At 75.2% G+C, this 24,090-nt stretch carries 19 protein-coding genes and 2 pseudogenes; 3 read left to right on the forward strand and 18 right to left on the reverse strand.

The window, feature by feature from the left end; translation table 11 throughout:
- Positions 1 to 83: 83 nt before the first annotated feature.
- The 12 genes and pseudogenes from ACSMXW_RS02730 to ACSMXW_RS02785 form a co-directional block, all read right to left on the reverse strand.
- Positions 84 to 671 (reverse strand): annotated as a pseudogene (locus ACSMXW_RS02730) (glycoside hydrolase family 38 N-terminal domain-containing protein); the annotation flags it as partial.
- A gap of 226 nt (positions 672 to 897) precedes the next feature.
- Complete coding sequence (locus ACSMXW_RS02735; RefSeq protein ID WP_485803739.1) at positions 898 to 1,113, reverse strand: hypothetical protein; 216 nt, start codon at positions 1,111 to 1,113, stop codon at positions 898 to 900.
- A complete protein-coding gene (locus ACSMXW_RS02740) occupies positions 1,110 to 2,261 on the reverse strand; it encodes an ROK family protein (protein ID WP_485803740.1) in 1,152 nt (383 codons plus the stop codon). The genes ACSMXW_RS02735 and ACSMXW_RS02740 overlap by 4 nt, the downstream gene beginning before the upstream one ends.
- Positions 2,258 to 2,695 (reverse strand): carbohydrate ABC transporter permease, encoded by a 438-nt coding sequence (locus tag ACSMXW_RS02745; RefSeq protein WP_485803742.1) that lies wholly within the window; start codon positions 2,693 to 2,695, stop codon positions 2,258 to 2,260. The genes ACSMXW_RS02740 and ACSMXW_RS02745 overlap by 4 nt, the downstream gene beginning before the upstream one ends.
- Before the next feature lie 4 nt (positions 2,696 to 2,699).
- Positions 2,700 to 4,352 carry a dipeptide ABC transporter ATP-binding protein gene (locus ACSMXW_RS02750; RefSeq protein WP_485803744.1) on the reverse strand — a complete coding sequence of 551 codons (1,653 nt, stop codon included), beginning with the start codon at positions 4,350 to 4,352 and terminating at the stop codon, positions 2,700 to 2,702.
- Between the two features lie 458 nt (positions 4,353 to 4,810).
- Entirely contained in the window at positions 4,811 to 5,743 is a 933-nt protein-coding gene (locus tag ACSMXW_RS02755; protein WP_485803745.1) for an ABC transporter permease, read from the reverse strand.
- Positions 5,740 to 6,741 carry an ABC transporter permease gene (locus ACSMXW_RS02760; protein WP_485803747.1) on the reverse strand — a complete coding sequence of 334 codons (1,002 nt, stop codon included), beginning with the start codon at positions 6,739 to 6,741 and terminating at the stop codon, positions 5,740 to 5,742. Before ACSMXW_RS02760 ends, ACSMXW_RS02755 begins: the two co-directional genes overlap by 4 nt.
- Complete coding sequence (locus ACSMXW_RS02765; RefSeq protein ID WP_485803748.1) at positions 6,738 to 8,390, reverse strand: ABC transporter substrate-binding protein; 1,653 nt, start codon at positions 8,388 to 8,390, stop codon at positions 6,738 to 6,740. Before ACSMXW_RS02765 ends, ACSMXW_RS02760 begins: the two co-directional genes overlap by 4 nt.
- Before the next feature lie 86 nt (positions 8,391 to 8,476).
- Positions 8,477 to 9,292 (reverse strand): class I SAM-dependent methyltransferase, encoded by an 816-nt coding sequence (locus tag ACSMXW_RS02770; RefSeq protein WP_485803750.1) that lies wholly within the window; start codon positions 9,290 to 9,292, stop codon positions 8,477 to 8,479.
- Between the two features lie 20 nt (positions 9,293 to 9,312).
- Complete coding sequence (locus tag ACSMXW_RS02775; protein ID WP_485803751.1) at positions 9,313 to 10,773, reverse strand: 4-hydroxyphenylacetate 3-hydroxylase family protein; 1,461 nt, start codon at positions 10,771 to 10,773, stop codon at positions 9,313 to 9,315.
- A gap of 243 nt (positions 10,774 to 11,016) precedes the next feature.
- Complete coding sequence (gene asnB / locus ACSMXW_RS02780) at positions 11,017 to 12,855, reverse strand: asparagine synthase (glutamine-hydrolyzing) (protein ID WP_485803753.1); 1,839 nt, start codon at positions 12,853 to 12,855, stop codon at positions 11,017 to 11,019.
- Positions 12,843 to 13,673 carry a hypothetical protein gene (locus tag ACSMXW_RS02785; protein WP_485803754.1) on the reverse strand — a complete coding sequence of 277 codons (831 nt, stop codon included), beginning with the start codon at positions 13,671 to 13,673 and terminating at the stop codon, positions 12,843 to 12,845. The genes asnB and ACSMXW_RS02785 overlap by 13 nt, the downstream gene beginning before the upstream one ends.
- 265 nt (positions 13,674 to 13,938) lie before the next feature.
- Here ACSMXW_RS02785 and ACSMXW_RS02790 point away from each other — a divergent pair, with 265 nt between their 5' ends.
- Positions 13,939 to 14,799 carry an alpha/beta fold hydrolase gene (locus tag ACSMXW_RS02790; protein WP_485803756.1) on the forward strand — a complete coding sequence of 287 codons (861 nt, stop codon included), beginning with the start codon at positions 13,939 to 13,941 and terminating at the stop codon, positions 14,797 to 14,799.
- Positions 14,800 to 15,047: 248 nt separating this feature from the next.
- Here ACSMXW_RS02790 and ACSMXW_RS02795 read toward each other — a convergent pair whose 3' ends face one another.
- The 6 genes from ACSMXW_RS02795 to ACSMXW_RS02820 form a co-directional block, all read right to left on the reverse strand.
- A complete protein-coding gene (locus tag ACSMXW_RS02795; protein ID WP_485803757.1) occupies positions 15,048 to 15,968 on the reverse strand; it encodes a helix-turn-helix domain-containing protein in 921 nt (306 codons plus the stop codon).
- Positions 15,969 to 16,410: 442 nt separating this feature from the next.
- Entirely contained in the window at positions 16,411 to 17,142 is a 732-nt protein-coding gene (locus tag ACSMXW_RS02800; protein ID WP_485803759.1) for an alpha/beta hydrolase fold domain-containing protein, read from the reverse strand.
- A 315-nt stretch (positions 17,143 to 17,457) separates the two neighbouring features.
- Positions 17,458 to 18,390: an LLM class flavin-dependent oxidoreductase gene (locus ACSMXW_RS02805; RefSeq protein WP_485803760.1), complete on the reverse strand. Its 933-nt coding sequence runs from the start codon at positions 18,388 to 18,390 to the stop codon at positions 17,458 to 17,460.
- A 12-nt stretch (positions 18,391 to 18,402) separates the two neighbouring features.
- Positions 18,403 to 19,800 (reverse strand): acyltransferase family protein, encoded by a 1,398-nt coding sequence (locus ACSMXW_RS02810; RefSeq protein WP_485803762.1) that lies wholly within the window; start codon positions 19,798 to 19,800, stop codon positions 18,403 to 18,405.
- Positions 19,797 to 21,185, reverse strand: coding sequence for an MFS transporter (locus ACSMXW_RS02815; protein ID WP_485803763.1), 1,389 nt, complete (start codon positions 21,183 to 21,185; stop codon positions 19,797 to 19,799). The genes ACSMXW_RS02810 and ACSMXW_RS02815 overlap by 4 nt, the downstream gene beginning before the upstream one ends.
- A 54-nt stretch (positions 21,186 to 21,239) precedes the next feature.
- Entirely contained in the window at positions 21,240 to 22,352 is a 1,113-nt protein-coding gene (locus tag ACSMXW_RS02820) for a GDSL-type esterase/lipase family protein (protein WP_485803764.1), read from the reverse strand.
- Positions 22,353 to 22,633: 281 nt separating this feature from the next.
- Here ACSMXW_RS02820 and ACSMXW_RS02825 point away from each other — a divergent pair, with 281 nt between their 5' ends.
- Complete coding sequence (locus ACSMXW_RS02825) at positions 22,634 to 22,858, forward strand: hypothetical protein (protein ID WP_485803766.1); 225 nt, start codon at positions 22,634 to 22,636, stop codon at positions 22,856 to 22,858.
- A 183-nt stretch (positions 22,859 to 23,041) separates the two neighbouring features.
- Positions 23,042 to 23,998 (forward strand): annotated as a pseudogene (locus ACSMXW_RS02830) (GNAT family N-acetyltransferase).
- Positions 23,999 to 24,090: the final 92 nt, after the last annotated feature.

Genomic DNA, 24,090 nt, shown 5'->3' on the forward strand with positions numbered 1-24,090 from the left:
GGGATGTCGATGCGCCGCGCCACCGCCTGCACGGAGCGGTTGAGCACCTCGGCGGCCAGCGAGCGGGCCCGGCCGTAGTCGTCGCGCGCGTCCTCGTAGGCGGAGCGGAGGGAGGTGCCGGCGAGGATGTCGTGGAACTGGTTGAACAGCACCAGCTTCCACGCCTCCGTCAGCTCCCGCAGCGGATACGTCTCGCCGGCCACGGCGCGGGCGACGACCGCCCACTTCTCGGCGCGCTGCAACTCGTTCTCCGTGCGCCGGTTCCACCGCTTGACGCCGGAGTGCGCCGAGTAGCAGCCGGGGCCGTGGTGCTGGAGTTCGCCTGCGTGCACGGGGATGCCGGCGCGATCCTTGACACGGTCGAAGAACGCCCGGGGGTGGCTGAAGGCGAGCCGGGGCAGGCCGCCGAGCGCGTCCAGGCGGCGGACGCTGTCCAGGTTGGCTTTGGTGGGTCCGCCGCCGTGGTTGCCGACGCCGTAGAAGACCATCAGCTCCGGATCGTCGTTCGGCAGGATGGTCAGCGCCTTGTCCAGGTGGCCGACGATGTCCTGGCCGGGGCTGCAGTACTCGTGCGGCAGCCGGTAGGCCAGGACCGGGGAGCCATCCGGGGCCTGCCAGTGGAAGAACTGGCCGGGCAGCGCCTGCTCGTGGGGGCCCGGGCGCAGGAACACATAGCTGTCGGGTCCCCGGGAGGACTCGGCGTGCGGGGGCTCGGGCGTGGTGGGCGGGGCGGCTCGGGCGTGGTGGGCGGGGCGCTCGCCGGGTGCCCCGGCCGGGGCGGGGCGCCCACGGGCGCCTCCGGCAGGAGAACGGCGCTCGTGCGGATCTCCGGCTCGGGCGGGGCGCTCAGGGGGTGCTGCGGCTCGGACGGGGAGCTCGCCAGGTTCCGCGGCTGGGTCATATCCGGCTCTCCGAACGGTCGTGGTCGGTCTGGGCGGCCCAGACGTCCACCTGTTCGCTGAGCAGGTGGAGCAGCAGCAGGTGCATCTCCTGGATCCGGGCGGTGGCCGCCGCGGGCACCAGCAGGACGTGGTCCGCGTGCTCGGCGGCGGGTGGGGGTGCCGGGACCGGTCCGTCGCCGGACCGGCCGGCGCCGGTGAACAGCACGGTCACGGCGCCGGCCGCGCGGGCCGCGGCGAGGCCCCGCACCACGTTGGGCGAAGGCCCGAGGTGGTGAAGGCCGCGACCATGTCCCCGGGCCTGGCGAGCGCCCGCACCTGGCGGGCGAAGAGGTTGTCGAAGGAGTAGTCGTTGCCGATGCAGCTGACCACCGAGGGATCGGTGGTCAGCGAGACCGCGGCCAGCGGGCGCCGTTCGCGGCGGTAGCGGCCGATCAGCTCGGCCGCGAGGTGCTGGGCGTCGGCGGCGCTGCCGCCGTTGCCGAAGGTGTAGAGGCGGCCGTCGCCGGAGTAGACCTCGATGAGGTCCTTGGCCACCCGGCCGAGGGCGGGCAGCAGGTCCCGGGTGCCTTCCGCCGCGTGCAGGTGGTCGGCGAGCTGGCGGGCGAGGACGTCGTGCATGGTGCAGGCGTTCCCAGGGGTGTGGTGGTGCGGGTCGGTCATAGGGCGGGCAGCCGTTCCAGGCCGATGGCCGCGGCGCCGAGCACACCGGCGGCGTCGCCGCCCGCGGCCCGTACGATCCGGGCGGTGCGGGCCGCGGGGCCCATGGCCTGGGCGGCGCCGCCCGCAGCTGCGGCAGGTGCGGCCGTCGGAGCGCACGGTGACGTGGCCGGGCTCGCCGCCGTTGCCCGCGCCGCCGCGGAACGTCCGGCCGTCCAGCACCAGACCGCCGCCGATGCCCGTGGACACCGTCAGGTACAGCAGGTGGCGCACCCCGCGGCCGGCGCCGAAGCGCCACTGCCCCGCGGCGCCCGCGGTGCCGTCGTTGTCCAGCACCGCGGGCAGCCCGTAGTGCTCGCGGGCGAGGTCGGTGACCGGGATCTGGGTCCAGCCGGGCAGGTGCGGCGGGGCGATCAGGACGCCGGTGTACGGGTCCAGCGGGCCGCCACAGCCGATGCCGGTGCCCAGCAGCCGTTCGGTGGGCACGTCGGCGTCCGCGAGGACCTTCTCACCGAGCTCGAAGAGGCGGGCGAGGGCGGCCTCGGGGCCGTCGGCGGCACCGGTCCGGCGGCTGGTGAAGGAGAGCGGGGTGCCGTCCTCGGCCACCACGCCCGCGGCGAGTTTGGTGCCGCCGATGTCCAGGGCGAGCACGGCCCGCCCGGCCGGCTCCCCCGGTCCGCCGGCCTTGTGGTGGTGCGTCATTCAACCCTTCCGTCCTGTGGTGGCGATGCCGGAGACGAAGTGCCGCCGGCCCAGGAAGAAGACGAGATCATGGGCAGGGTGACGACGACGCTCGCGGCGCACACGATCTCCCACTCCATCTGTCCTTCCTCGCCGAACTGGTCGAGCACGGCCTTCAGACCGCGCGGCACGGTGTAGAGGCTCGGGTCGCGCAGGTAGATCAGCGGCCGCACCAGGTCGGTCCAGGCGGCCTGCACCTCGAAGACGAAGGTGACCACCAGGGCCGGCCGGCACAGCGGCACCGCGATCCGCCAGAACATCCCGAAGTAGCTTGCCCCGTCGATGCGGGCCGCCTCGAACAGCTCGCGCGGCAGGCCCGGGAAGAACTGCCTGAGCGGGAAGATGCAGAAGGCGCTGCCGAACAGGTTGGGCGCCCACAGCGGCACCAGGGTCATCGGGTCATGCGGGGTCCCGGCTCCGGTCGCCGCCGGCGGGGGCCGCCGTCCTGCCGGGGGCATGCCCGGGGGCACCGGCGGCCCCGGCCGGGGCCAGGGCGGGGGACGCGGCCAGCAGTCGCCTGGTGTACGGGTGCCGCGGGGCCGTGAACAGCTCGGCGGCCGTGTTCTCCTCGACGATCCGGCCCCGGTGCAGCACCGCGACCCGGTCGCTGACGTGGCGGACCACGGCGAGGTCGTGCGAGATGAACAGCAGCGCCAGGCCGAGGCGGCCCCGCAGGCCGTCCAGGAGGTCGAGGATCTGGGCCTGCACGGAGACGTCCAGCGCGGAGACCGGCTCGTCGCAGACGAGCACCGCGGGCTCGGGGGCGAGGGCTCGGGCGATCGCCACCCGCTGCCGCTGGCCGCCGGAGAGCTGGTGCGGGCGGCGGGCCAGGTGGTCGTCCGAGAGGCCGACCAGAGCGAGCAGTTCGCTGATCCGGTCCTGGCGCCCCGCACCGCGCGGCAGCGCCTCGGCGATGATCCTGCGGACGGTCCAGCGCGGGTCGAAGGAGCCGTACGGATCCTGCGGCACGAGCTGGATGCGGTGCCGCCGTGCTCGGCGGCGGCGCTCCGGCAGTGCCGACCACGGCGCGCCCTCGAGCCGCACCTCCCCCGCGTCCGGACGGGACAGGCCGAGCACCAGGCGGGCCACCGTCGTCTTGCCGGACCCCGACCCGCCGACCAGCCCCAGCGCCTCGCCGCTGCGCAGCCGCAGCGCCACGCCGTCCACGGCGGTCCGCCCGCCGTAGCTCTTGCGCAGGCCGTCGGCCGAGAGCACCACGGCGGGCTCCGGGGCCGACGGCGCGGTGCGCGGCGCCGGGACCGAGGCCAGCAGCAGGCGCGTGTACGGGTGGTGGGGCCGGCGGATCAGCCGCCGGGTGGCGCCCTCCTCGACGATCTCGCCGGCCCTCAGGACGGCCGTACGGTCCGCGATCCGGGCGACCACGGCCAGGTCGTGGCTGATGAGGAGGATGCCCCTGCCCGCCTGCTTGGCGGCGCGGAAGAGGTCGAGGATCTGCTCCTGCACGGTGACGTCCAGCGCGGTGGTGGGCTCGTCTGCGATCAGCAGCCCGGGGTCGGCGGCGAGCGCGGAGGCGATCAGGGCGCGCTGCCGCAGGCCACCCGAGAGCTGGTGCGGGTACTGGGCGGCGCGGGCCGCGGGCTCGGGCACCCCGACCGCCGCGAGGAGTTCGACGACCCGCTCCGCGACGCGCTCACGGGCGACCGTGCCGTGCACCCGCATCGGTTCCGCGATCTCGGCACGCAGGGTGCGCAGCGGGTCCAGCGAGACCAGGGCGTCCTGGGAGACCAGGGCGGCGTGCCTGCCGCGCACCCCGCGCCAGTCCCGCTCGGTGAAGCTCCGCGCGTCCCGCCCCGCGATCTCCAGCCGCCGTGCGGTGACCTCGGCACCGGCACCGGCGAGGCCGAGCAGCGCCCGCGCCACGGTGCTCTTGCCCGACCCCGACTCGCCGACGAGGGCGAGACATTCACCGGGCCGGACGCTGAGGTCCACCCCGCGCACGGCGCCGACCGCGCCGAACCGCACGTGCAGTCCGGCCACGCGGACCAGGGGGCGGCCATCGGTGCCGCCGCCCCCACCGGCCATGGCTGCCATCCCGGCCGCGCCCGAAACGGCACGGTCACCAGTCACCCGACGGTCGCCAGTCACGCCACCATCACCGGACGTGCCACCATCACCGGACGCGCCGCCGACCACGCCACCGTCCCCGTCACGGTCCCCGGACACACCACCGTCACCGGACACGACAGCCTCACCCGACCCGCCACCATCCCCATCACCGGACACGACAGCCTCACCCGACCCGCCACCGCCCCCATCACCGGACACGACAGCCTCACCCGACCCGCCACCGCCCCCATCACCGGACACGACAGCCTCACCCGACCCGCCACCGCCCCCATCACCGGACACGACAGCCTCACCCGACCCGCCACCGTCACCAGACCCGTCACGCTTATGGGACACACCACCCTCGCCGGCCCCTTCTCCCCCACGGCACACACCGGCCGTGCGGGCCGCCCCGCGCCCGTCCGCTCCCTCGGTCTTGTCGGTCACGGGCGCTCTCCTTTGTCGGCACGGGACTTCAGGTGGCGGCCGAGCAGGGTGAGGGTGAGCACCACGGCGGCCACCGCGACCCCTGGGAAGACGCCCACCCACCAGGCGGTGGCGAGGTATTCGCGGCCGTCGGAGAGCATGGCGCCCCACTCGGCGGCGGGCGGCGCGGGCCCGAGGCCGAGGAAGCTGAGCGCGGCGCCGGAGACCACCGCGGTGCCGGTGCCGATGGCGGCGAGCACCAGCAGCGGTCCCGTCACGTTGGGCAGCACGTGCCGGAGCACGACGGCCGCCCTGCCGCCGCCCAGCACCACCGCCGCCTCCACGTATCCGGAGCGCAGCACGACCAGTGCCTGCGCCCGCACCAGACGGGCGTAGTGGGGCACCGCGGCGAAGCCGATCGCGGCCAGCACGTTGAACGTCCCCGCTCCCACCACGCTCACCACCAGCAGTGCGAGCAGCAGTTCGGGGAAGGCCAGCAGCACGTCCATGGCGCGCATCAGCAGCTGGTCGGCGCGGCGGCCGCCGACGGCGGCGAGCAGCCCGGCCAGCGCCCCGCCGGCCACGCCGATGGCGGAGGCGCCGAAGCCGATGGTGAGGGAGGTCCGGGCACCGTAGACGACCCGCGACAGCACGTCGCGGCCGAGTTCGTCGGTGCCGAAGGGGTGGGCCGCGCTGGGCGCCTGGAAGGCCGAGAGCACATGGGTGTCGGTCGGCGCGTAGGGGGCGAGCAGCCCGGGGGCCAGCACCGCCAGCAGAGCGAGTCCCCCGAGGGCGCCGAACACCGCCACGAGCACGGGCGACGTGCGCCGGCGCCGCCCGCCGCCCGGCCCGCCGGGGGCCTGGCCGCGGTCGGGGCCGGGCCCGGGCCCGGGTCGCCGCGGCCCGTCCGGCCGTACGGGGTCGCCGACCGCTTCGAGTGCGCCGGTCATGCCGGGGCCTCCGTCCGCAGGCGGGGGTCGATGGCCAGGTAGAGCAGGTCCACGAGGAGGTTGACGACGACGAAGGCGGCGGCGGACAGCACCACCAGGGCGCTGACCACCGGAATGTCCTTGCCGGTGACGGCGGTGACCAGGACCCGGCCGAGGCCGGGGCGGGCGAAGACCGTCTCGGTGAGCACGGCGCCGCTCAGCAGGCTGCCCATGATCCAGCCCGCCATGGTGGCGACGGGCAGCGCGGCGTGCCGCCCGGTGTGCCGCAGGAACACCCGGCGCTCCGATGCGCCCCGGGAGCGCGCGGTGAGCACGAAGGGGCGGGTCGGCGCGAGGTCCAGCTCCTGCCGGATCACCTGGGCCAGCACGCCCGCGATCGGCAGGGCGAGGGTGAGGGCCGGCAGCACCAGGGAGGCGGGTCCGTCGGCGCCGGTGGCGGGTAGCACGTGCCACCGGTAGGAGAGGAACGTCAGGCCCAGGATGCCGAGCCAGAACGACGGCACGGAGGTGGCCAGCAGTTCCACACCCGAGGCGGCCGTACGGGCGGCCCGTCCCCGTCCGGCGGTGGCATAGGCAGCGCCGAAGGCGAGCAGCAGTGCGGTGGCGCAGGCGGCCAGGGCCAGTTCGACGGTGGGCGCGACCTGCCCGGAGAGCACTGCCGTCACCGGCTCGCCGAGCTGGTAGGAGCGGCCCAGGTCGCCGGTGGCCAGCGACACCAGCGTGTGCGCGTACTGCACGGGCAGCGGCTGGTCCAGGCCGTAGTCCGCGCGGATCCGGGCACGCAGGGCGGGCGTTGCGGTGGTGCTGGGGCCGAGGAGCGTGTCGACGATGTCGCCGGGCACCAGGTGCAGGGCGAGGAACGCGAGGGTGGCGGCGCCCCACAGCACCAGCAGCCCCGCGGCCAGCCGCCGCAGCACGAAGCGGACGACGGGACCCGCGGCTCCGCCCCCCGCGCCGGCCGCCCCGGGCCGGCGCGGGGAGTCAGGGGTCTTTCTCACGCGCCGTCGACCACCCAGGCGTCGTGGAACAGCGGCCAGGCAGAGGCGTCGAACGTCACGCCCCTGACCCGGTCGTTGACGGCCATCTGCCGCGTGCCCACATAGGCGGGCAGCGCGAAGCCCTGCTCGATCACCCGGCGCTGCACCTTCGCGTACAGCTCGTCGCGCTCGGCCCGGTCGGTGGAGGCCTTGGCCCGGTCCAGCCAGTGGTCGATGTCCGCGTCGTGCAGCCGGGAGCCGTTGGCACCGCCGTCGGCGAGCTGGCTCTCGGAGTGGAAGACGTTGCGCAGCAGGTCGGGGTCGCCGCCGCCCCAGGAGAAGGCGATCATGTCGTAGTCGCCCTTGTTCCGGCGGGGCGTGTAGGCGCCCACGTCCATGGGCACCAGGTTCAGCTCGATCCCGGCCTTCTTGAGCTGGTCCTGCACGGCGGTGTCGTAGGTCTGCTGCTCGGTCTTGGTGTACTGCGGCACGAACAGCAGGGTGATGGAGAGCCGCTTGCCGTTCATGGTGCGGTAGCCGTCCTTGTCCCGGCCCGTCCAGCCGAGCCCGTCCAGGAGCTGCCCGGCCTTCTTGGGGTCGTGCCCCCAGGTGCCCTGGAGCAGCGCGTCGTAGCCGGGGGTGACGGAGCTGAGCGGGCTCCAGGCGCGGTCGTACTGTCCGGCGAAGACGGCCTTGGTGATGGCCTCGGTGTCCACCGCGTACTGCACGGCGAGCCGGGCGTCGCGCTGGTTGAACGGCGCGCGCTCGGTGTTGAAGTAGTACTCGTAGACGATGCCGGGCGAGTCGTGGCCGCGGATGCCGAGCGAGCTGCCGGACTTCAGGGTGCGCACCCGGCCGGCCGGCACCGCGTCGGCGATGTCCGCCTGGCCGGAGGTGACGGCGCCGAGCCGGGTGGCGCTCTCGGGCAGGAAGCTGACGACCAGCTTGTCGATGTGCGGGTGGCGGCCGGTGGTGCGGGCGCTGGGTGGCGGCCACTTGTAGCCCGCGTTGCGCTCGAAGACCAGCCGCTGCCCCTTGACGCGGGTCAGGAGCCGGAACGGCCCGGTGCCCACGCTGTACCTGCTGCCCGCGGTCAGCTCGTCCGGGTGCTCGCTGAGCGCCTTCGGCGAGTAGAAGCCGAGGTAGGTGGTGCTGGCCGCGTGCAGGAACGACCCGTAGGCCTCCTTCAGGTGCACCCGGACGGTGTGGTCGTCGACGATCTCGGTGCGGTCGTAGGGGCCGATGAGCTTGGCGGCGTACTGCGACTTGGTGGCGGGCGCCACGATCCGGTCGAAGTTGACCTTGACCGCGTGGGCGTCGAATCGTGTGCCGTCGGAGAACACCACGTCCCTGCGGAGCGCGAACGTGTAGACCCTGCCGTCGTCCGAGATCTTCCAGGAGGTGGCGAGCCAGGGCGTGAAGTCGCCCTTGTCGTCCTGGGCCACGAGCGAGTCGAAGACGTTGCGCATCACGGCGCCCGCGATGTCGGCGGGGCTGACGTGCGGGTCGAGGATGTCCGGCTCGACGTCGGTGGCGAAGGTGACGGTGCCGCCGTCCTGCGGCGTGCCGTCACCGGCCTGCGCGGCCCCGTCGTCGGTGGAACAGGCGCTCAGTCCCGAGGCGGCCAGTGCGGCCACGGGAAGCGCCAGGAACGATCTGCGGGTGGGCAAGGGGGTGCTCCGTTCGGTTCTTCTCTTCTGGAGGGACGGTGTGACGGGTGCCGGGTCTGTCGGTGCGGACGGTGTGCGGGTGTCCGTCACCCGGCGGGCCGGGCGCGCCAGGCGCGCACCGTGATGGCGTAGACCTCGCCGTGCTCGGCCATCCGCCGTGCGGCGGCCTCGCCGACGGCGGCGAAGAAGTCCTCCTGGCCGTCCTCGGGGACCAGGCGGCTGAAGTAGGTGCCGAAGGTGGCGGCGTGGAAGCGCCGGTACTCCTCGGCGCTGCCCGTCCTGACCGGCACCCGCCGCTCCTCGCAGCGGTCCACCACCAGACCCTCCCCGAGCAGGGCGGCGACGGCGTCGGCGGGCCGGGCGCGCTCGCCCATCGGCACGATCCCGTCCAGGGCCCCGGGACCGGCGCCGAGCAGGGCCAGCGCGTCCCGGGCGACCACGTCCTCGCCGCCCTGCCCCGACGCGTCCAGGTCGGGGTGGTGGGTGGTGAGCAGGAACGCGCCTGAGGGGGCCAGGTGTGCGGCGGCCCAGGCGAACGCCCGTGCCTCGTCGGGGTAGAGCCAGTGCAGCACGGAGGTCATGGTGATCAGGTCGAACGACTCGCCGAGCGGCGGCAGGTGCCGCAGGTCGCCCTCGCGCACCTCGGCGCGCCCCGCGAGCCGGGCGGCGGCCTCACGGACGCGTGCGGGCGCGCCGTCCACGCCGAGCGCCCGGCCGGCCCCGGGCCACCGGCCGAGTGCCGCGTCGAGCAGGGCGCCGGTGCCGCAGCCCAGGTCCGCGATGCGCCGCGGCGGGCGGGGCGCGAGGTCCAGCACCCAGTCGTGGTCCTGTGCCTGGCGGATCCGGCTGACGTCGTCGTAGCCGGCCAGTTCCCGGGCCCTGGCCAGGGTGTTCCGTGTCATCGCAGCTCCTTGGCGGCCGGTCACAGGGGCCGGGAGATGAGCGCCTGGATGCGCTCGCGGACGTCGGTCTGGTCGTGCCGGTGGAAGAGGTTGATGCGGTTGCGGGCGAGGTCGCCGCGGTGCACGGACTCATAGAGGTGCTGGCGCTGGCCGAAGCTGTCGGAGGTGAGGTCCCAGGCCAGCCGGAACAGGCGGGACTTCTCGGCCGCGCCGATGTCCTTGCCGTGCATCCAGCGGTCGAGGAAGGGCCGCAGCTCCGGGTTCCGCAGGTCCTTCTCGGTGGGCTGCATCAGGGGGCCCGACTGGCCGATGGCGCGGACGACGTCCACGGCACGGCCCGCGACCGAGGCCGCCCAGATCGCCGCCGCAGGGGTGGGGCCTGGGGCCAGCAGGCCGCCGTCGGTGCGGTGCGCGGTGGCCTCGCCCGCGGCCAGGAAGTGGTCCAGGATCTCCACGTAGGCGGTGAGTTCGCCCAGGTCCTCCTGGACGTTCCGGAAGCCGCTGACGCCGATCGCCTCGGCGAGCAGGGTGCCCACGCCGAGCAGGGTGCGCAGCCGCTCCTGGTAGCGGACCTGGCCGACGTACTGGCTCCAGGCGTTGATGCGGCCGAGGCCCTCGCGGGCCAGCGCGCCGTCGTGCATCAGGAAGACCCGGTCCCAGGGCACCCGCACATCGTCGAAGAAGAGCATCGCGTCCTGCTCGTCGAAGCGGGACGCGAAGGGGTGGGCGTGGCCGTGTCCGCCGGCGCCGAAGGGCTCGCGGCACAGGATGTGCAGCCCGGGGGTGGCGATCGGCAGTGCGAACCACACCACGAACTCCTCGGCGCCGCGCTGCGCGAAGGACGCCGAGAGGTAGACCAGCACCTCGTGGGCGAACGGGGCGAGGGTGGTGAGCTGCTTGGCGCCGCGCACCACGATTCCGTCCGGGTCCTCGGCAAGGATGCGCAGCGCGTGGTCGGGGTGGTCCACGGGGCTCGCGCCGCGGTCGATCTGGGGGTCGCCGAGGGCGTGGGTGAGCAGCAGGTCCCGCTCGGCCATGAAGCAGTACCAGGCCTCGGCGTGGCCGCCGAAGCCCGGCCTGTTGCTCTCCAGGCGGTTGCGGAAGTCGTAGAGGCCGACCGCGATGGACGCCATGAACGCCGGGGCGCGGCCGTGCTGCCCCCAGGTCTCCCGCATCCACACGGCGGCGCTCCTGCGGGCCGCGGTCAGGTCCTCGATGCTGCGGGGCGGGTGGTAGCCGCGGCCGATGCGCAGCCCGCCGCCCGGGTCGGGGACGGTGAGCAGGTCGCGGTGTGCGGGATGGTGCTGGAGATCGAGCAGGCGCGCCAGCTCCCGCACCGGGCCGGTGAACGCCGGGTGCTCCGCGACGTTCTCGACCCGCTCACCGTCGAGCCACACGGCGCGCCCGTCGTCCAGGGAGGCGAGATACCGCGCGCCGTCCAGCGCGCCGCGCGGCTCGACCACGGAGGCGTAGGAACTCAATGCGGCGGTCTCCCGGGGTAGTCGGACGTTCACGGGGTACGGGACGGGCGCGAAGCGCCCATCAGGGGGCGCGGTGCCGTTTCGGCGTGCGGCCTCGCCGCGTCGGGGGCACCGCCCATGCCGTTGAGGCACTGGGAGGGCGACCGGCCCCACCGGCCGGTGGCCGAAGCGGAACCGCGGGGGACGGGTCGGGGGAGGCGGGCGCCGCTGGGCCGGGCCGGCGGCGCTGGGGCGGGCGGGGCCTCACACCAGCCTCACCCGGTACTCCGTCAGCCAGGTGTCGAGCGCGAGCAGGTAGTCGAGCCCGCCGGTGGGGTGCGGGGCGGCGCGCGGCCCGGGGAGGACCGTGCCACGCTCCAGGTGCGCCCGGACGGCGCCCCTGTCCACCAGCTCGAAGACGGGCGAGTCCCGGCGGGTGAGCGCCGCGACCCGGTCGTGCAGGGCCCGCCGGTAGGCGGGTGACGAGCTGGCCGGGTAGCCGCTCTTGGGGCGGCCGCGCACCGAGCCCGGCAGCAGACCGGCCACCGCGCGGCGCAGCAGCGCCTTGGGGGTGCCGCCCGCGTTCTTGACCGCCCAGGGCACGTTCCACAGGTACTCGACGAGCCGGTGGTCGGCGAACGGCACCCGGACCTCCAGGCCCGCGGCCATGCTCATGCGGTCCTTGCGGTCCAGCAGGGCGGGCAGCCAGCGGGTCAGGGCGAGGTACGTGATCTGCCGGGCGCGCCGCTCGGCGCCCTGCTCGCCGGGCAGCGCGGGCACGTCGGCGAGCGCGTCCCGCAGCCGCTCACGGGTGTACTCCGCGGGCCTCACGCGGGCGGCCACATCGGGCCTGAGCAGGGCGGCGGGCGTGGACGTGCCGGTCAGCCAGGGGAAGGCGTCCAGGGGCTCGCCCGGCGGCCGGTGGAAGTAGGGGTAGCCGCCGAAGACCTCGTCGGCGACCTCGCCGGAGAGCGCGACCGTCGCATGCGCCCGCACGCCGCGGAAGAGCAGGTGCAGCGAGACGTCAGGCTCGCCCCAGCCGGGCCGGTCGCGGGCGGTCAGGCCGATGTCGCGGTGCGCCAGCAGCTCGGTTCCGGGCAGCACCACGGAGGTGTGGGCGGTACCCAGCGCGGACACCAGTTCGGCGATGTACGGGGCGTCCTCGGCGCGGTTCCAGTCGCCGAGCCTCTCGGGCTCCTCGCCCGTGGGGAAGTCCACCGAGAAGGTGGCGGTCTTCTCCGCGTGGCGGCCGCGGCGTTCCGCGACGGCGAGCGCGGTCAGCGTGCCGGAGTCCAGGCCGCCGGAGAGCAGCAGCCCGAGCGGCACATCGCTGACGAGCTGGCGGCGGACGATGTCCGTGAGCAGTTCCCTGACGTGTGCCGCGGTGCGCTCGGGGGTGTCCGGGTGGGGCGCGGAGGCGAGTTCCCAGTAGCGGTGGGTGGTGAGGCCGGCGCGGGTGAAGCGCACCGTGTGCGCGGGGCGCACCTCGTGCAGCCCGCGGTAGACGGCGTGACCCGGGGTGGGGGCGGCGGGCACCGCGAACAGTTCGGCGACGCCCTCGGCGTCCAGCTCCGGAGTGACCAGACCGCTGGCCAGCACCGCCTTGGGCTCCGAGCCGAACAGCAGCCGGCCCGGTCCGGGCGCGTAGTACAGCGGCTTGATGCCGAGACGGTCGCGCACCAGCAGCAGTTCCTGCGCGCGGGCGTCCCAGACGGCGTAGGCGAACATCCCGTTCAGCCGGGTGACCGATGCCTCGCCCCACTCCAGGTGGGCGCGGAGCACCACCTCCGTGTCGGAGCGGGTGGTGAAGCGGTGCCCGAGCAGGGCGAGTTGGTGGCGGAGCTCGGCGAAGTTGTAGACCTCGCCGCTGTACGTGATGACGGCGAGCAGCCGGCCCCGGTCGTCGTGCACCCGCATGGGCTGGGCGCCGCCCTCGATGTCGATGACGGCCAGCCGCCGGTGACCGAGGGCGGCGTGCTCACCGAGCCAGACGTCGCCGGCGTCGGGGCCGCGGCGGACCATCGTGTCCGTCATGGCCCGCACCGTCCGGGCCTCCCCGCGCAGGTCGCGGCCGAAGTCCACCCAGCCGGCTATGCCGCACATGCGCCGCCCCCTCCGGCGCGGGGCCGCGCGGGGTGGTCGACGCCGCGGGTGTCCGGAGCGGGGATGCGGCCGGCGCCACGAGGGCCTTGGGCGGGGGCGGGGCCGGCTCCGCGGGGGTCCTGGAGGAGGGCGCGGTGGCCGGGAGCCGGTTCGCCGGCCGCGGGATCGCCGGCCACAGGATCGCCGGCCGCGGGATCGCCGATGGCGACGGCCTCCCAGCGGCAACCGTGCCCGTCCGGGCCGTCCAGCAGTTCGTGGCGCGGCACATACCCCTTGACGGCGATGTTGGCCGCGGTGGCGTGGGTGCAGTACTCGCAGGGTGACTTCAGACTGAGCGGCACACCGCGGCTGCGCGCCTTCTCGCGGTAGTCCCAGATGGCGCAGTGCGCGATCTCGACCCCGGCGCGGTCCCGTCCGGCGTGCAGCAGCCGGTACCGGGACGCGTACAACTCGGCCTGCCGGGCGATGCGCAGCACCGGGTCCAGCGCGCCCTGCCCGCGGTCCGGCTCCACATAGCGGTGCACCTGGGCGTTGGCCTCGGCCCAGGCGCGCAGTTCGCCATGGCCGTACCGGGAGATGAGGAAGCGCTCCATCAGGGCCTGGGCGCGGAAAAACACACGCTGCCACGCCGCCGGTTCGCCGTCACTCTCCGGCAGCCCCGAGAACACCTCGCCCCGTACCGTGATCCAGTCGGCGAGATCGCGCCCACCACGCCGTTCCGTGAGATACCGGGTAAGGCCCGCTTCGGCCTCGAAGAGGCGCTGCTGCCACAACGCACTTCTCTCGGCGTGGCTCATCATCATGGAATTCTCCGGCACGGACCGCCCTCCCGTACTTCGCGGGTGTCTTGCGAACTGCGATGTCAGGGGCGATACAGACGCGATGGAAGAGTTCCCGGTGCCAAGCGCCACAGGCCGTGGCGCGTACGCGGACTCCCCCCGAAATCATGAGCTCGACAGTAGAAATCGAGGTGAGCACCGTCAATATCAAGGTGATACCGGGACCACCCGGCATCCTATGACTCCCGATAACACCATGCCTGGCTGAATTCCACACGCCGGACCGGGCGTTATGCTGTCGCAAATGCGCTTCGCAGGATTCGAGTCGTTTACGGTGGATGCGGACGGAGTGCCGGTGCACGGGCAGCGGGGCGGCAGCGGCCCACCTCTGCTTCTTCTGCACGGATTTCCGCAGACTCATGCCATGTGGCATGCGGTGGCACCACTGCTCGCCGGGGAGTTCACGGTGATCGCCACCGATCTGCGCGGCTACGGGGCGAGCGGCAAGCCGCCCACTGATGCCGGCCATCTGCCCTACGCCAAGCGCGCCATGGCGCTGGACCAGGTACGGGTGATGGCGCACTTCGGGTACGAGCGCTTCGCCGTGGCCGGGCACGACCGGGGCGCACGCTGCGCCTACCGGCTCGCCCTGGACCACCCCGGGCGGGTCACCCGGCTCGCGGTCCTGGACGTGGTGCCCACCGCGGACGCGCTGGCGCGCACCGACGCGGCCGTGGCCCGGCGGTTGTGGCGCTGGTTCTTCCTCGCCCAGCCGGCGCCGCTGCCCGAGACGCTGATCGCCGCCGATCCCGAGGCCTTCTATTTCGGCGCGCACGCCCGGCTGTTCGCCCCCGAGGCGCTGGCGGCGTACCGCCGCGCGGTGTCCGACCGGGCGACCGTGCACGCCATGTGCGAGGACTACCGGGCCATGTTCGGCCCGGACGCGGAGCATGACGCCGACGACCTCGCCCGCGGCCGGCGCATCGACGTGCCGGTGCTTGCGCTGTGGGGCGGCCGGTCCCCCACCGCCCGCCACCACGATGTGCCGGCCGTCTGGCGCCGCTGGGCGGACGACGTACGCGGCAGGGCCCTGGACTGCGGGCACTTCCTGCCCGAGGAGGCGCCGCGCGAGACGGCCGCGGAACTGCTGGCGTTCTTCCGGTGAGCCGAACTCGATACGCCGAACGACCACGGCCACCACCAGGGGGCGCGGGGAACCGCGCGAGAGACCCGGAGCGCCGCAAGCACACCCGCGACATCGGCCGCGCGAGGAGGGGCGCGGGGAGCAGCGCTAGAAGGAGGCCCGCAGCGGGGGTCACCCACCAGGAGCGGGGGCGAGGTCGCGGCGCCGGCACGGCAGCGCCCCGGACGGCGGGGGCAGCGCCGGGGCCCGACGCGAGGCCCCACACGGCCTCACCCCACCCGTCGCATCGCCGTCCGCGCACCGATCCGCACCAGGCCGCCGCCGAGCGCGGCCTCACCGCACCGGCCGCGCTCGTGCAGCTGACGGGACACCAGAGCGCGGTCCTGCTCGCCCACCGGCGCCTGCACCAGCACCAGGGCCTCGGGGTCGTCGACCGGCCGGAACGCGGAGAACGTCAGGTGCAGCTCCCCGGCGGGCAGCACCACGGCGACCTCGCGCGCCGTCAGATCGTCCACGCCCTGGCAGTTCCACCAGTCGGCGAGTTCGGGGAAGTCGTGGTTGAGCACCGCGTACACCTCCTGGGTGCGGCGGTCCTCGGCGCGGCGGGCCGTCTGGGCGCGGAAGTGGAAGAGCACCGCTCGGGCCACGTCCTCCCACTCCTTGAGGCCCTCGCGCAGGGCCGGGTCGCCTGCCATGCACCACATCAGGTTCCGGCGGCTGGCGGGCAGCCGCGCCGGGTCGGACCAGACGGCGGCGTATGCGGCGTTCCACGCGGTGATGTCGAAGCGGCAGTCCAGCAGCACGGCCGGGCTGGTCTCCCAGGAGTCGAGCAGGGGCTGGGTGCGGCGGGCGACGGCACCGTGCTCGGTCTCGCCCCGGTCCGGGGGGAGGTGCCCGGCGAGCGCGAGCACATGCCGGTACGACGCCGTGTCCAGGCCCAGGGTCCTCGCCACGGCCTCCAGCACCTTCTTGGAGGAGACAACCCGGCCCTGCTCCAGCCAGGTGTACCAGGCGAGGCCCACACCGGACAGCGCGGCGACCTCCTCGCGGCGCAGGCCCGGCGTACGGCGGCGCCCCGTCTGGGGCAGCCCGACGTCCTCGGGGCGGCGGCGTTCGCGGTGGGCCCGCAGGAATAAGCCGAGTTCCTTGGGGTGGGCGCTGACAGGCGTGTGCTCGTGGGGGGTGTGCACGGGGTTGTGGCCTCCCGCTCGTCGGAGTCATGGCAGCAGGTCAGGCCGTCGGCAGTGGTCCGACGGCGCTGTCAGCGGACCCCGGGGACCCGGCATCGGACACGGGTCGGCGGTGGCAGGGCAACGCCTTGAGTTCCATCCTCGCCCTCCCCGCAGGGCCGCCTGGTTACGGAAATCGGGGGGCAGCATAACGGTCGGCAGCGGCGGCGCGAGGGCACAGCCTCTAAAGTCTCCGCCACGTCGGACGGCGGCCCGCGCCGCGTCGAGCGGGTGACTCGCGCCACCCCGGGCCAGGTGGCCCGCGCGACGTCCGGCCGGTGCCCCGCGCCACCCGGGGAGGACGGCCCGGGCCACCGGGGCGGGCGGTCCCGATCGCCTCGGCCGGGAGGTCCGCGTCACCCCGGGTGGGCGGTCGGCGGTCGTCTCCGGCGCTCGGCCTCCGTCATCCGAGATGGGTGCCCAGGAACGCCGCCGTGGCCGCCAGCGCCTCCCGTGCGGCGGGGAGCCCGGGCACCGCGAGGTGCCAGCAGTGCCCCTGGCCGGGCCAGCTCCGGTGCACGGCACGCCCGCCGGCCGCGGTGACCCGGCGGGCGAACTCCGCCGCGTCGTCGGCCAGCACCTCCCCGGCGCCGCACTGCACCAGCACCGGTGGCAGCCGGGCGAGCGCCGCCGTGTCCGCGAAGAGCGGTGAGGCGAGCGGGGTGCGGGGGTCGGCGCCCGCGAGGTAGCGCGCCGCGGAGTCGCGCATCGAGGCACGGCTGAGCACGGTGTCGGTGGTACGGCAGCGCTCGTAGGCGCCGGCCGTCACGGTGGGGTCGTACCAGGGCGAGAGGCCACCGAGCGCGGCGGGCCCCGGCAGGCCGGCGTCCCGTGCGGCCAGCAGCGCGGCCGCCGCGAGCCCGCCGCCGGCGGAGTCGCCCAGCACGGCCACCCGCTCCGGCGGCGTGCCGCCCTCCAGCAGGGCACGGTAGGCGGCGGTGGCGTCCCGCACGGCGGCCGGGAACGGCCGCTCCCCCGCCAGCCGGTAGGACGGCAGCAGCACCTCGGCGTCCAGCTCCGCGGCGAGGAACGACGCGGCGCCCTCCGACACCCGCGGCGAGCCCGCCCGGTAACCGCCGCCGTGCAGGTACAGCAGGGTGCCGCGGCGCCCTCCCGTGCCGGGTCTGATGCGCACGGCGGGCCGCCCGGCATGCTCGATGTCCGCGCGGACCGTGCCCGAGCGGCGCCCGGCCCTCGGCCGCGAGCGCCCATGCCCGTACCGGGTCGGTGACGGCCTCATGGCGCGAGGTGGCGCCGACGGACGGGATGCCACCGGCGGACGGGGCGGCCCCGATGGACGGTGTGGCACCGGCGGACGGCGTGGCACCGGCAGGTGGCATCGAGCCGACAGGTCGAGTCGCACCGACCGGTCGAGTCGCACCGACCGGTCGAGTCGCACCGACCGGTCGAGTCGCACCGACGGGTGCGCTGCCGTCGGCGGGCCGGGGGCTCACAGCTGCGGCCTGAGTCGGGCGAGCAGCTCGGGCAGCCGGTCGGGCCGGGCGGCGAGCGCGGCCGTCGGGGCCACGTACAGCAGCACGGTGCTGACGCCCGGGTGCACGAACCGGGCGATGCGCTCGCGCAGTTCGTCCGGCTCGCCGTGCAGCCACAGCTCGTCGACCAGCGCGTCGGGCAGCGCGAGCGCGGCGCCCTGCCGGTCCACCGCCTGGTACCGCTCGTGGGACGCGCGCAGTTCCTCGCCGCGGCCGAGCCACTCGTGGAAGGCGTGGTACGGCGCCTGGTTGAGGATCCAGCCGAGGAAGCCGCGGCCGGCCCGCCGCGCCTCGTCGGCGTTCGGCGTCGGGCACAGGAAGATCTTCACGACCGTCTCGCGGTCCGGGTACGGGCCGCCCGCGGCGCCGATCACCTTCGGCACGTCCTCGGCCGTGAGGATGTTCAGGATCGCCCCGTCGGCCTCCTCGTAGGCCAGCCGGAGCATCCGGGGCCGCAGCGCGCCGACGATCACCTTCGGCGGGCGGCCGGCCAGTTCCTTGCGCACCGCCCGCACCGTGCGCCGCACCGTCTCCAGCGGTCCGGCGTGCGGCAGGCCGTTGAGCGCGGTGACATGGGCGGGTACCGAGGAGCCCACGCCGAGCAGGACGCCCCCGGCGGCGAGCTCGGCGAGGCCCAGCGCGGTGGCCGCGAGCACGCCGGGGCCCCGGGTCTGCGCCGGCACCACGCCCGTGCCGACCCGCAGCCGCGGCTGCCACGCGGCGGCCGCGGCGAGCGGGGTGAAGGCGTCGACACCGCTGCCCTCGCCGGTCCAGACGTCGTCGTATCCCAGGTCCGGCAGCGCCTGCACGGTCCGCCGGCTCTCACGCGGTTGCACCGCGGGCAGCGGGAGGTTGACCCCCCAGCGGAGCTGTGGGTTCGGGGTGGCCATCGGTGGTGCTCCTCACAGTGGCGTCGGTGACGAGGGGACGTCGGTGGCGCGGCGCAGCCGGCGCGCGGGCTTCTCGATCAGGATGTCGGAGACAACGGCGATCGCGACGGTGACGGCGACGGTGACGGGGAAGAGCACCGCGAACGCGGCACCGCCGGCCCGTTCGCCGGTGAGCCGCAGGAAGGTCTCGACGACCACCATGTGCCAGAGGAACACGGCGTAGGAGATCCTGCCGAGCCGGGCCGGTGCGCGGCGGGCCAGCAGCGGGGCCGGCCCCCGGTCGGTGCGCAGCACCAGCGGCGCCACCAGCGCCACGGCGACCACCAGGTCCAGCAGGTGCTGCAGCAGCGCCTGGGACACGGTGGGGTAGACGGACGTGGTGCCGGTCAGCGGCGTGGACTCCACGGCGTAGGCGGCCACGGCCACGCCCCAGCCCGCCCATGGGTGGCGGGCGAGCGCGCCGAGTCCGGTGCCGCGGGAGGCCAGCACCGCGAGGGCCATGCCCGCCGCGAAGTAGCCGATGTACGGCGGCAGCCAGAAGCCGGCGGCCGGGTAGGGTCCCGCGTCCGGCAGATGGGTGAGCACGACCGAGACCAGCGAGACGGCCTCCAGGGCGCCCAGCGCCGTGAGCGCCGCGGCGGGCCTGCGCAGCAGCGGGTGCAGGGCGAGCGCGAGCAGCGGCAGCAGCACGTAGAAGGAGGCCTCGGTGGCCAGGCTCCAGGTCTGGGTGATGCCGACGGGGATGACGTTCGCCTGGTAGATGTGCAGCAGCGCGAGCGGGCGCACGGTCGCCCACGGGTGCCGGAAGGTCTCCGGGGCGAAGGCCGCCAGGGCCACCAGCGTCACCGCCCAGTAGGCGGGCAGGATGCGCAGCGCGCGGTGCCACAGGTAGCGGGCCGCGGACGGGCGGGGGCCGCCGTCGCGCCCGGCATTGGCGTAGGGCCGGTACAGCAGCAGCCCGGAGAGCACGAAGAAGACGGGCACTCCGAGGGTGAACCGGGACAGCACGGGCCCCAGGGCCCCGCCGTGCCCGATGCCCAGCCAGCTTGAGGCCACCTGCCCCGAGTAGATCCCGGTGTGCAGGGCGATCACCATGAGCGCGGCGATCGCCCGCATGCCGTCCAGGGCGTCCGCGTACGCCCTGCTGGTGTCCACGGCGACGGGGGCGGGGGTCGCCGGTTCCGGGGCAGGGTCACCGGCGTCCCGGGGCGCGGCGGGGCCGGGGGGCGCGGAGGCGAGGGCCTCGGGGGCGGCGGCCTCGCGGGGGACGGCCGGGAGGGCGCCGGCCGGGACAACGGTCTGCGGGGCCGCGGCCGGGCGGCCGCCCTGTGTGGCGAGCGGCGCCGCGTGGCCGGGCGGAGCCGGCTCCGGGCCCGGTCCGTGGGCCGGTGCCGGGGAGGGCGCGCTCATGACGGATCGACCGCCTTCGGTGCGTCCGTGGGATGGGCGGCGGACGGTCCGTGGATGGCCGCCGGTGCCGCGGCGGCGTCGGCCGCGGGGGCCACGCCGCCGGGTGTGGCCGGGCCGGCGGCTGCCGCGCCCCGGGCGCCGTCCCCGGGGCCGCGCAGCCGGCTCACCAGGGGCAGGGCGGTGAGCGCCGACAGCAGCGCGAGGCCGCCGCCGATGAGGGCGCTGCCGGTGCCGGCGTCCGGGAAGAGACCGACCGCCGCGACCCCGACCGCGGTGCCCGCGTACAGCGTGGCGCTGTTCCAGGAGCTGGAGGTGGCGCCCAGGGCGGGCCGGGCGTCCAGCAGCAGGGTCTGGACGTTGGTGCCGAAGGCGCCGCCGGCGAAGAACCAGACCAGCACGCCGGCGCCGGCCAGCGGCAGTGGCGTGCCGAGCACCGCGAGCACCGCGGAGCCGCCCAGGACCGCCGCCCACACCGGGATCCAGAGCGCGTCGCCCGTGCCGCGCCGGCGCGCCCGGTCGCCGATCCGCCCGGCGGTGAGCGACCCGAGCGCGCTGCCCGCGCCGACCAGGATGCCCAGCAGCCCGAGCGCCCTGACGGAGAGGCCGAAGCGCTCGTGCAGGACCGCCCCCAGGTAGGTGTAGGCGCCGAGGTTGGCGGCCTGCAGGAACAGCACGACGACGAGCGTGTGCCGCAGCACCCCGTCCCGCCAGACCTCGAAGACCGCCCCGAGGCGGAGCCCCGGGCGGTCCGCGGGCCGCGGCAGGCGGGAGCGGGTCTGACGGTGCACCAGGGGCAGCGCTGCCAGGGTGAGCGCGGCGAGCGCCCAGAAGGAGGACCGCCAGCCGCCCCAGCCCGCGAGGAAGCTGCCGGCCGGCACGCCCAGCACCTGCCCGGCCGAGAACAGCGCCATGCCGAGCCCGACGGCCCGGCCGCGCACCGCCTCCGGAGCGGTCTCGGCGAGGTGCGCCCAGATGGAGGGGCCCGCGAGCCCGGCGCCCAGCGCGCCCAGCACCCGGGCCGCGACCAGTACCGTCAGGGTGCCCGCGACGGCGGCGAGGACATTGCCGAGCAGGAAGAACACGGTACCCGCGACGATGGTCGGCTGCCGCCCGAAGCGGTCGGAGACGGCACCGAGGAAGGGCGCGGTGACGGCGTAGACGATGGTGTAGGCGGTGACGCTGGTCGCCGCCGCGGCCTCGGTGACACCGACCGAGTCGGCGATGGTGGGCAGCAGCGGCGAGATCAGGAACGTCTCGGTGCCGATGAGGAAGAGCAGCAGGTAGACGCCGGTGTAGCGGGCCCAGTGCAGCGTCTGCGGGGGCGGGGCGTGCGGTGTCTCGTCGGTCGTCGCGTCGGTCGTGGGGGGCTCTGAGGCGCCGGACACGGGCTTCCTCTCTGCGGACGGACGATCCTTCGCCGTCCGATCGTCGCCCCGCCGTCAGCCTTCAGCCAGACCTGCGTTCATGCTGTTACTGGTACACACAGGCTGGCTCAGCGGGGTCGGCCGCAGCGGTCCGGGCCCGGGGCCGGGCCCCACCCGGGCGAGGAAGCGGTCGGCGAAGACGGCGTGGCCGGCCGGCGAGAGGTGCAGCCGGTCGATGCCCTCGGGCTCCAGCAGCAGGTGGGCCAGCTCCGGGCCGAAGACGTCCAGGCCGTCGAGGTAGCCGAGCCACCTGTCGCCGTGCCGGCGGAGCAGTTCGACGGCCCGGCGGATGTGTCCCCGGCTCGCGGCGAGCGTGAGCCCGGAGGGCCCGGGCACGTCCTCGCGGTCGGGCGCGACGATCGTCGACATCAGGATGAACGGCGTGGTGGGGTGGCCCTCCCGCACCGTGGCCACGAAGCCGACCACGGCGGCGGCGAGCGAGTCGCCGTTGTGGGTGCCCAGCGCCTGGATGTTGATGCCGGCGCAGGCGGTGACGAGGTCCGCTGGCAGGTCCCGGATCAGCCGGGCGGTCATCGGCTGGAGGTAGCAGGCGGCGCCGAGCGCCAGCGAGGTGAGGTCCCAGCCGGTGCGGCGGGCCACCAGCGCCGGCCAGGCCCGGGCGGGCGAGGCGGCGCCGCGGCCCTGCGAGACCGAGCTGCCGTAGAGCACCCAGCGCGGCCCCTCCCGGTCGTCGCGCAGGAGCTCCGTGGCGCCCTCGAAGACCAGTTCACGCAGCCGGAACCGCGCATACGTCGGCAGCCACAGCTCCACCAGGCCCGGCGCCCCGCCCGGCCGGCCGGGCAGCCCCACCCGGAAGCCGTGGTCGCGCCCGTCGGCGTCGAGCAGCACGGTGCGGAGCCGCTGCCCGCAGAGCACGTCCAGGTGCGGCAGTTCCTGGGGTCCGTTCAGCCGCGGCGGCGGGTCGGCCTGGTAGAGGCAGCGCAGCGCGCGGGCGTCGGTACGGAAGGTCACCCGCACCCCGGCGGGCATCGCGGCGCGCCCGGTGCCGCCCTCCGGCAGGTGCAGCGCGGCCTCCTCGTGCGGCAGCCGCCAGGGCGCCGTCCAGCCGGGGCCGCGCTGGAGCGAGACCGCGCCCCGGTACCGCAGCCGCGGGTCGTCGTGCGGCACGCGCAGGGTCCCGGGCACCTCAGGGCCTTCCGGTGGGGCCGGAGCACACCGCCGGACGCCTCGGCCCGTGCGGCACCGGGGTGGGCCCGGGGCGGTCTCGGCGCGGCACGGCGGTCTCCCCTCGCGACGGATGTCCGGCCCATCCTGGGAGGACCGCGCGCCGCGGACAAGGCAGTCCCCACTGCTGTGACCCCGGGTCATACGCTGCGCGTGGTGCAGCTCACCGGCCAATGCACGCCATCTCATAGGCTTTTGCCAGCAATGGCACCTAGGCTTCCACCATGCCCTCGATGTCCGAGTCCCGACCGCGGTCTGCAGCCGAGCTGAACGAGCAGATCCGCGCCCTGATGGTGCGCTCGGGCGGCCGGCTCAGCGGGCGGCAGCGGGCCGAGTACCAGGCGCTGCTCCAGGAGTGGGCCGCGGCTCGGCCGGACCAGGGCGCGGGCCGTCCCGCGGACGTCCCCGGCGCCCGAAAAGGAATTGCGGACAGCACCGCGGTCGGATAGGCATGGTGGCCCCCAGCCCCGCACCGGACCGCGGGGCCACGACAGAGCGAGAGGAGGGGTGAGCCGATGACTGCCATGACCACCGCGCTCGTCTCCTCCCGGGGCGGCCACCAGCGCTGACCCCGGAGCGGACGGGCACCTTCACCGGAGCGTGCCTCAACCGTGGAATCGATCAACCTGACCATGCGCCCGCTCACCGGGCGCCACGAGACCGACTTCTTCAACCGGCTGCCCTACGTCCTGAACCCGGAAATGCCGGACGACCTCGCCCAGGGCCGCCGACGGCCGGAGTGGATGTGGGTCGCGCTGCACGGCGACCGGCTGCCGGCCAGGGTCGCCTGGTGGAGCCGGCCCGGGAGCGGTACGCCGTTCCTGCTGGACGTACTCGACGTCGACGACACCCTTCCCGGCCCCGAACGCCTGGACGTCGGGATCCGGCTGCTGCGCACCGCGATGGCCGCCACCCTCCGCAGCGGATCCCGGCCACCCGAGTACAGCCGCCATGTGCCGCCCGACTGGCGTGCGGCGCCGGCCACCAGGGACGCCGTCCGGGACCGTATGACGATCCTGGCGCGCGCCGGCGCCCGGCCGTTCGTCGAGCGGCTCCACCTGGAGTGGCGGCCGGGAACGCCCGTCCCGCCGCCCGGTGACCGTCTGGAGTTCCGGCCGGTGCGGGACAGCGGGGACCTGCTGACCCTGATGACCGCCGTGCTGGACGGCACGCTGGACGCGCACAGCCGCGCCGACCTGGCCCGGATGTCCGCGCGGGCGGCGGCGGTCAGGCACTACGAGGCGGAACTCGCCCGCTACACGAGCCCCCGTCACTGGTAGCGCGTCGCCATCCTGCCCGGCGGGGAGCCCGTGGGTTTCGTCATACCGGCCCCCAACGGCTACAACCCGATCATCGCCTACATCGGGGTGCTGCCCGAACACCGCGGGCGCGGCCACATCGGCGACATCCTCGCCGAGGGCACCCGCGTCCTCGCCGGGCAGGGCGTGCCCCGCATCCGCGCCGGCACGGACCTCGGCAACACACCGATGGCGAACGCGTTCCGGCGCGCCGGATACGTGCACTTCGGCGGCGAGATCACCATGACCTGGAGCCGGCCGGACGTGCCGGAGGACCAGGGCACGGGCTGAGGCGCCGGCCGCACGGGACGGACGACGCTCTCCAGGGCCCGCCGGCGAGGCTCCGCCCCGCCCGACGGGACTCCGCCCCCGCTCACGGGGCG

Source organism: Streptomyces sp. DSM 116793, from assembly GCF_057320905.1.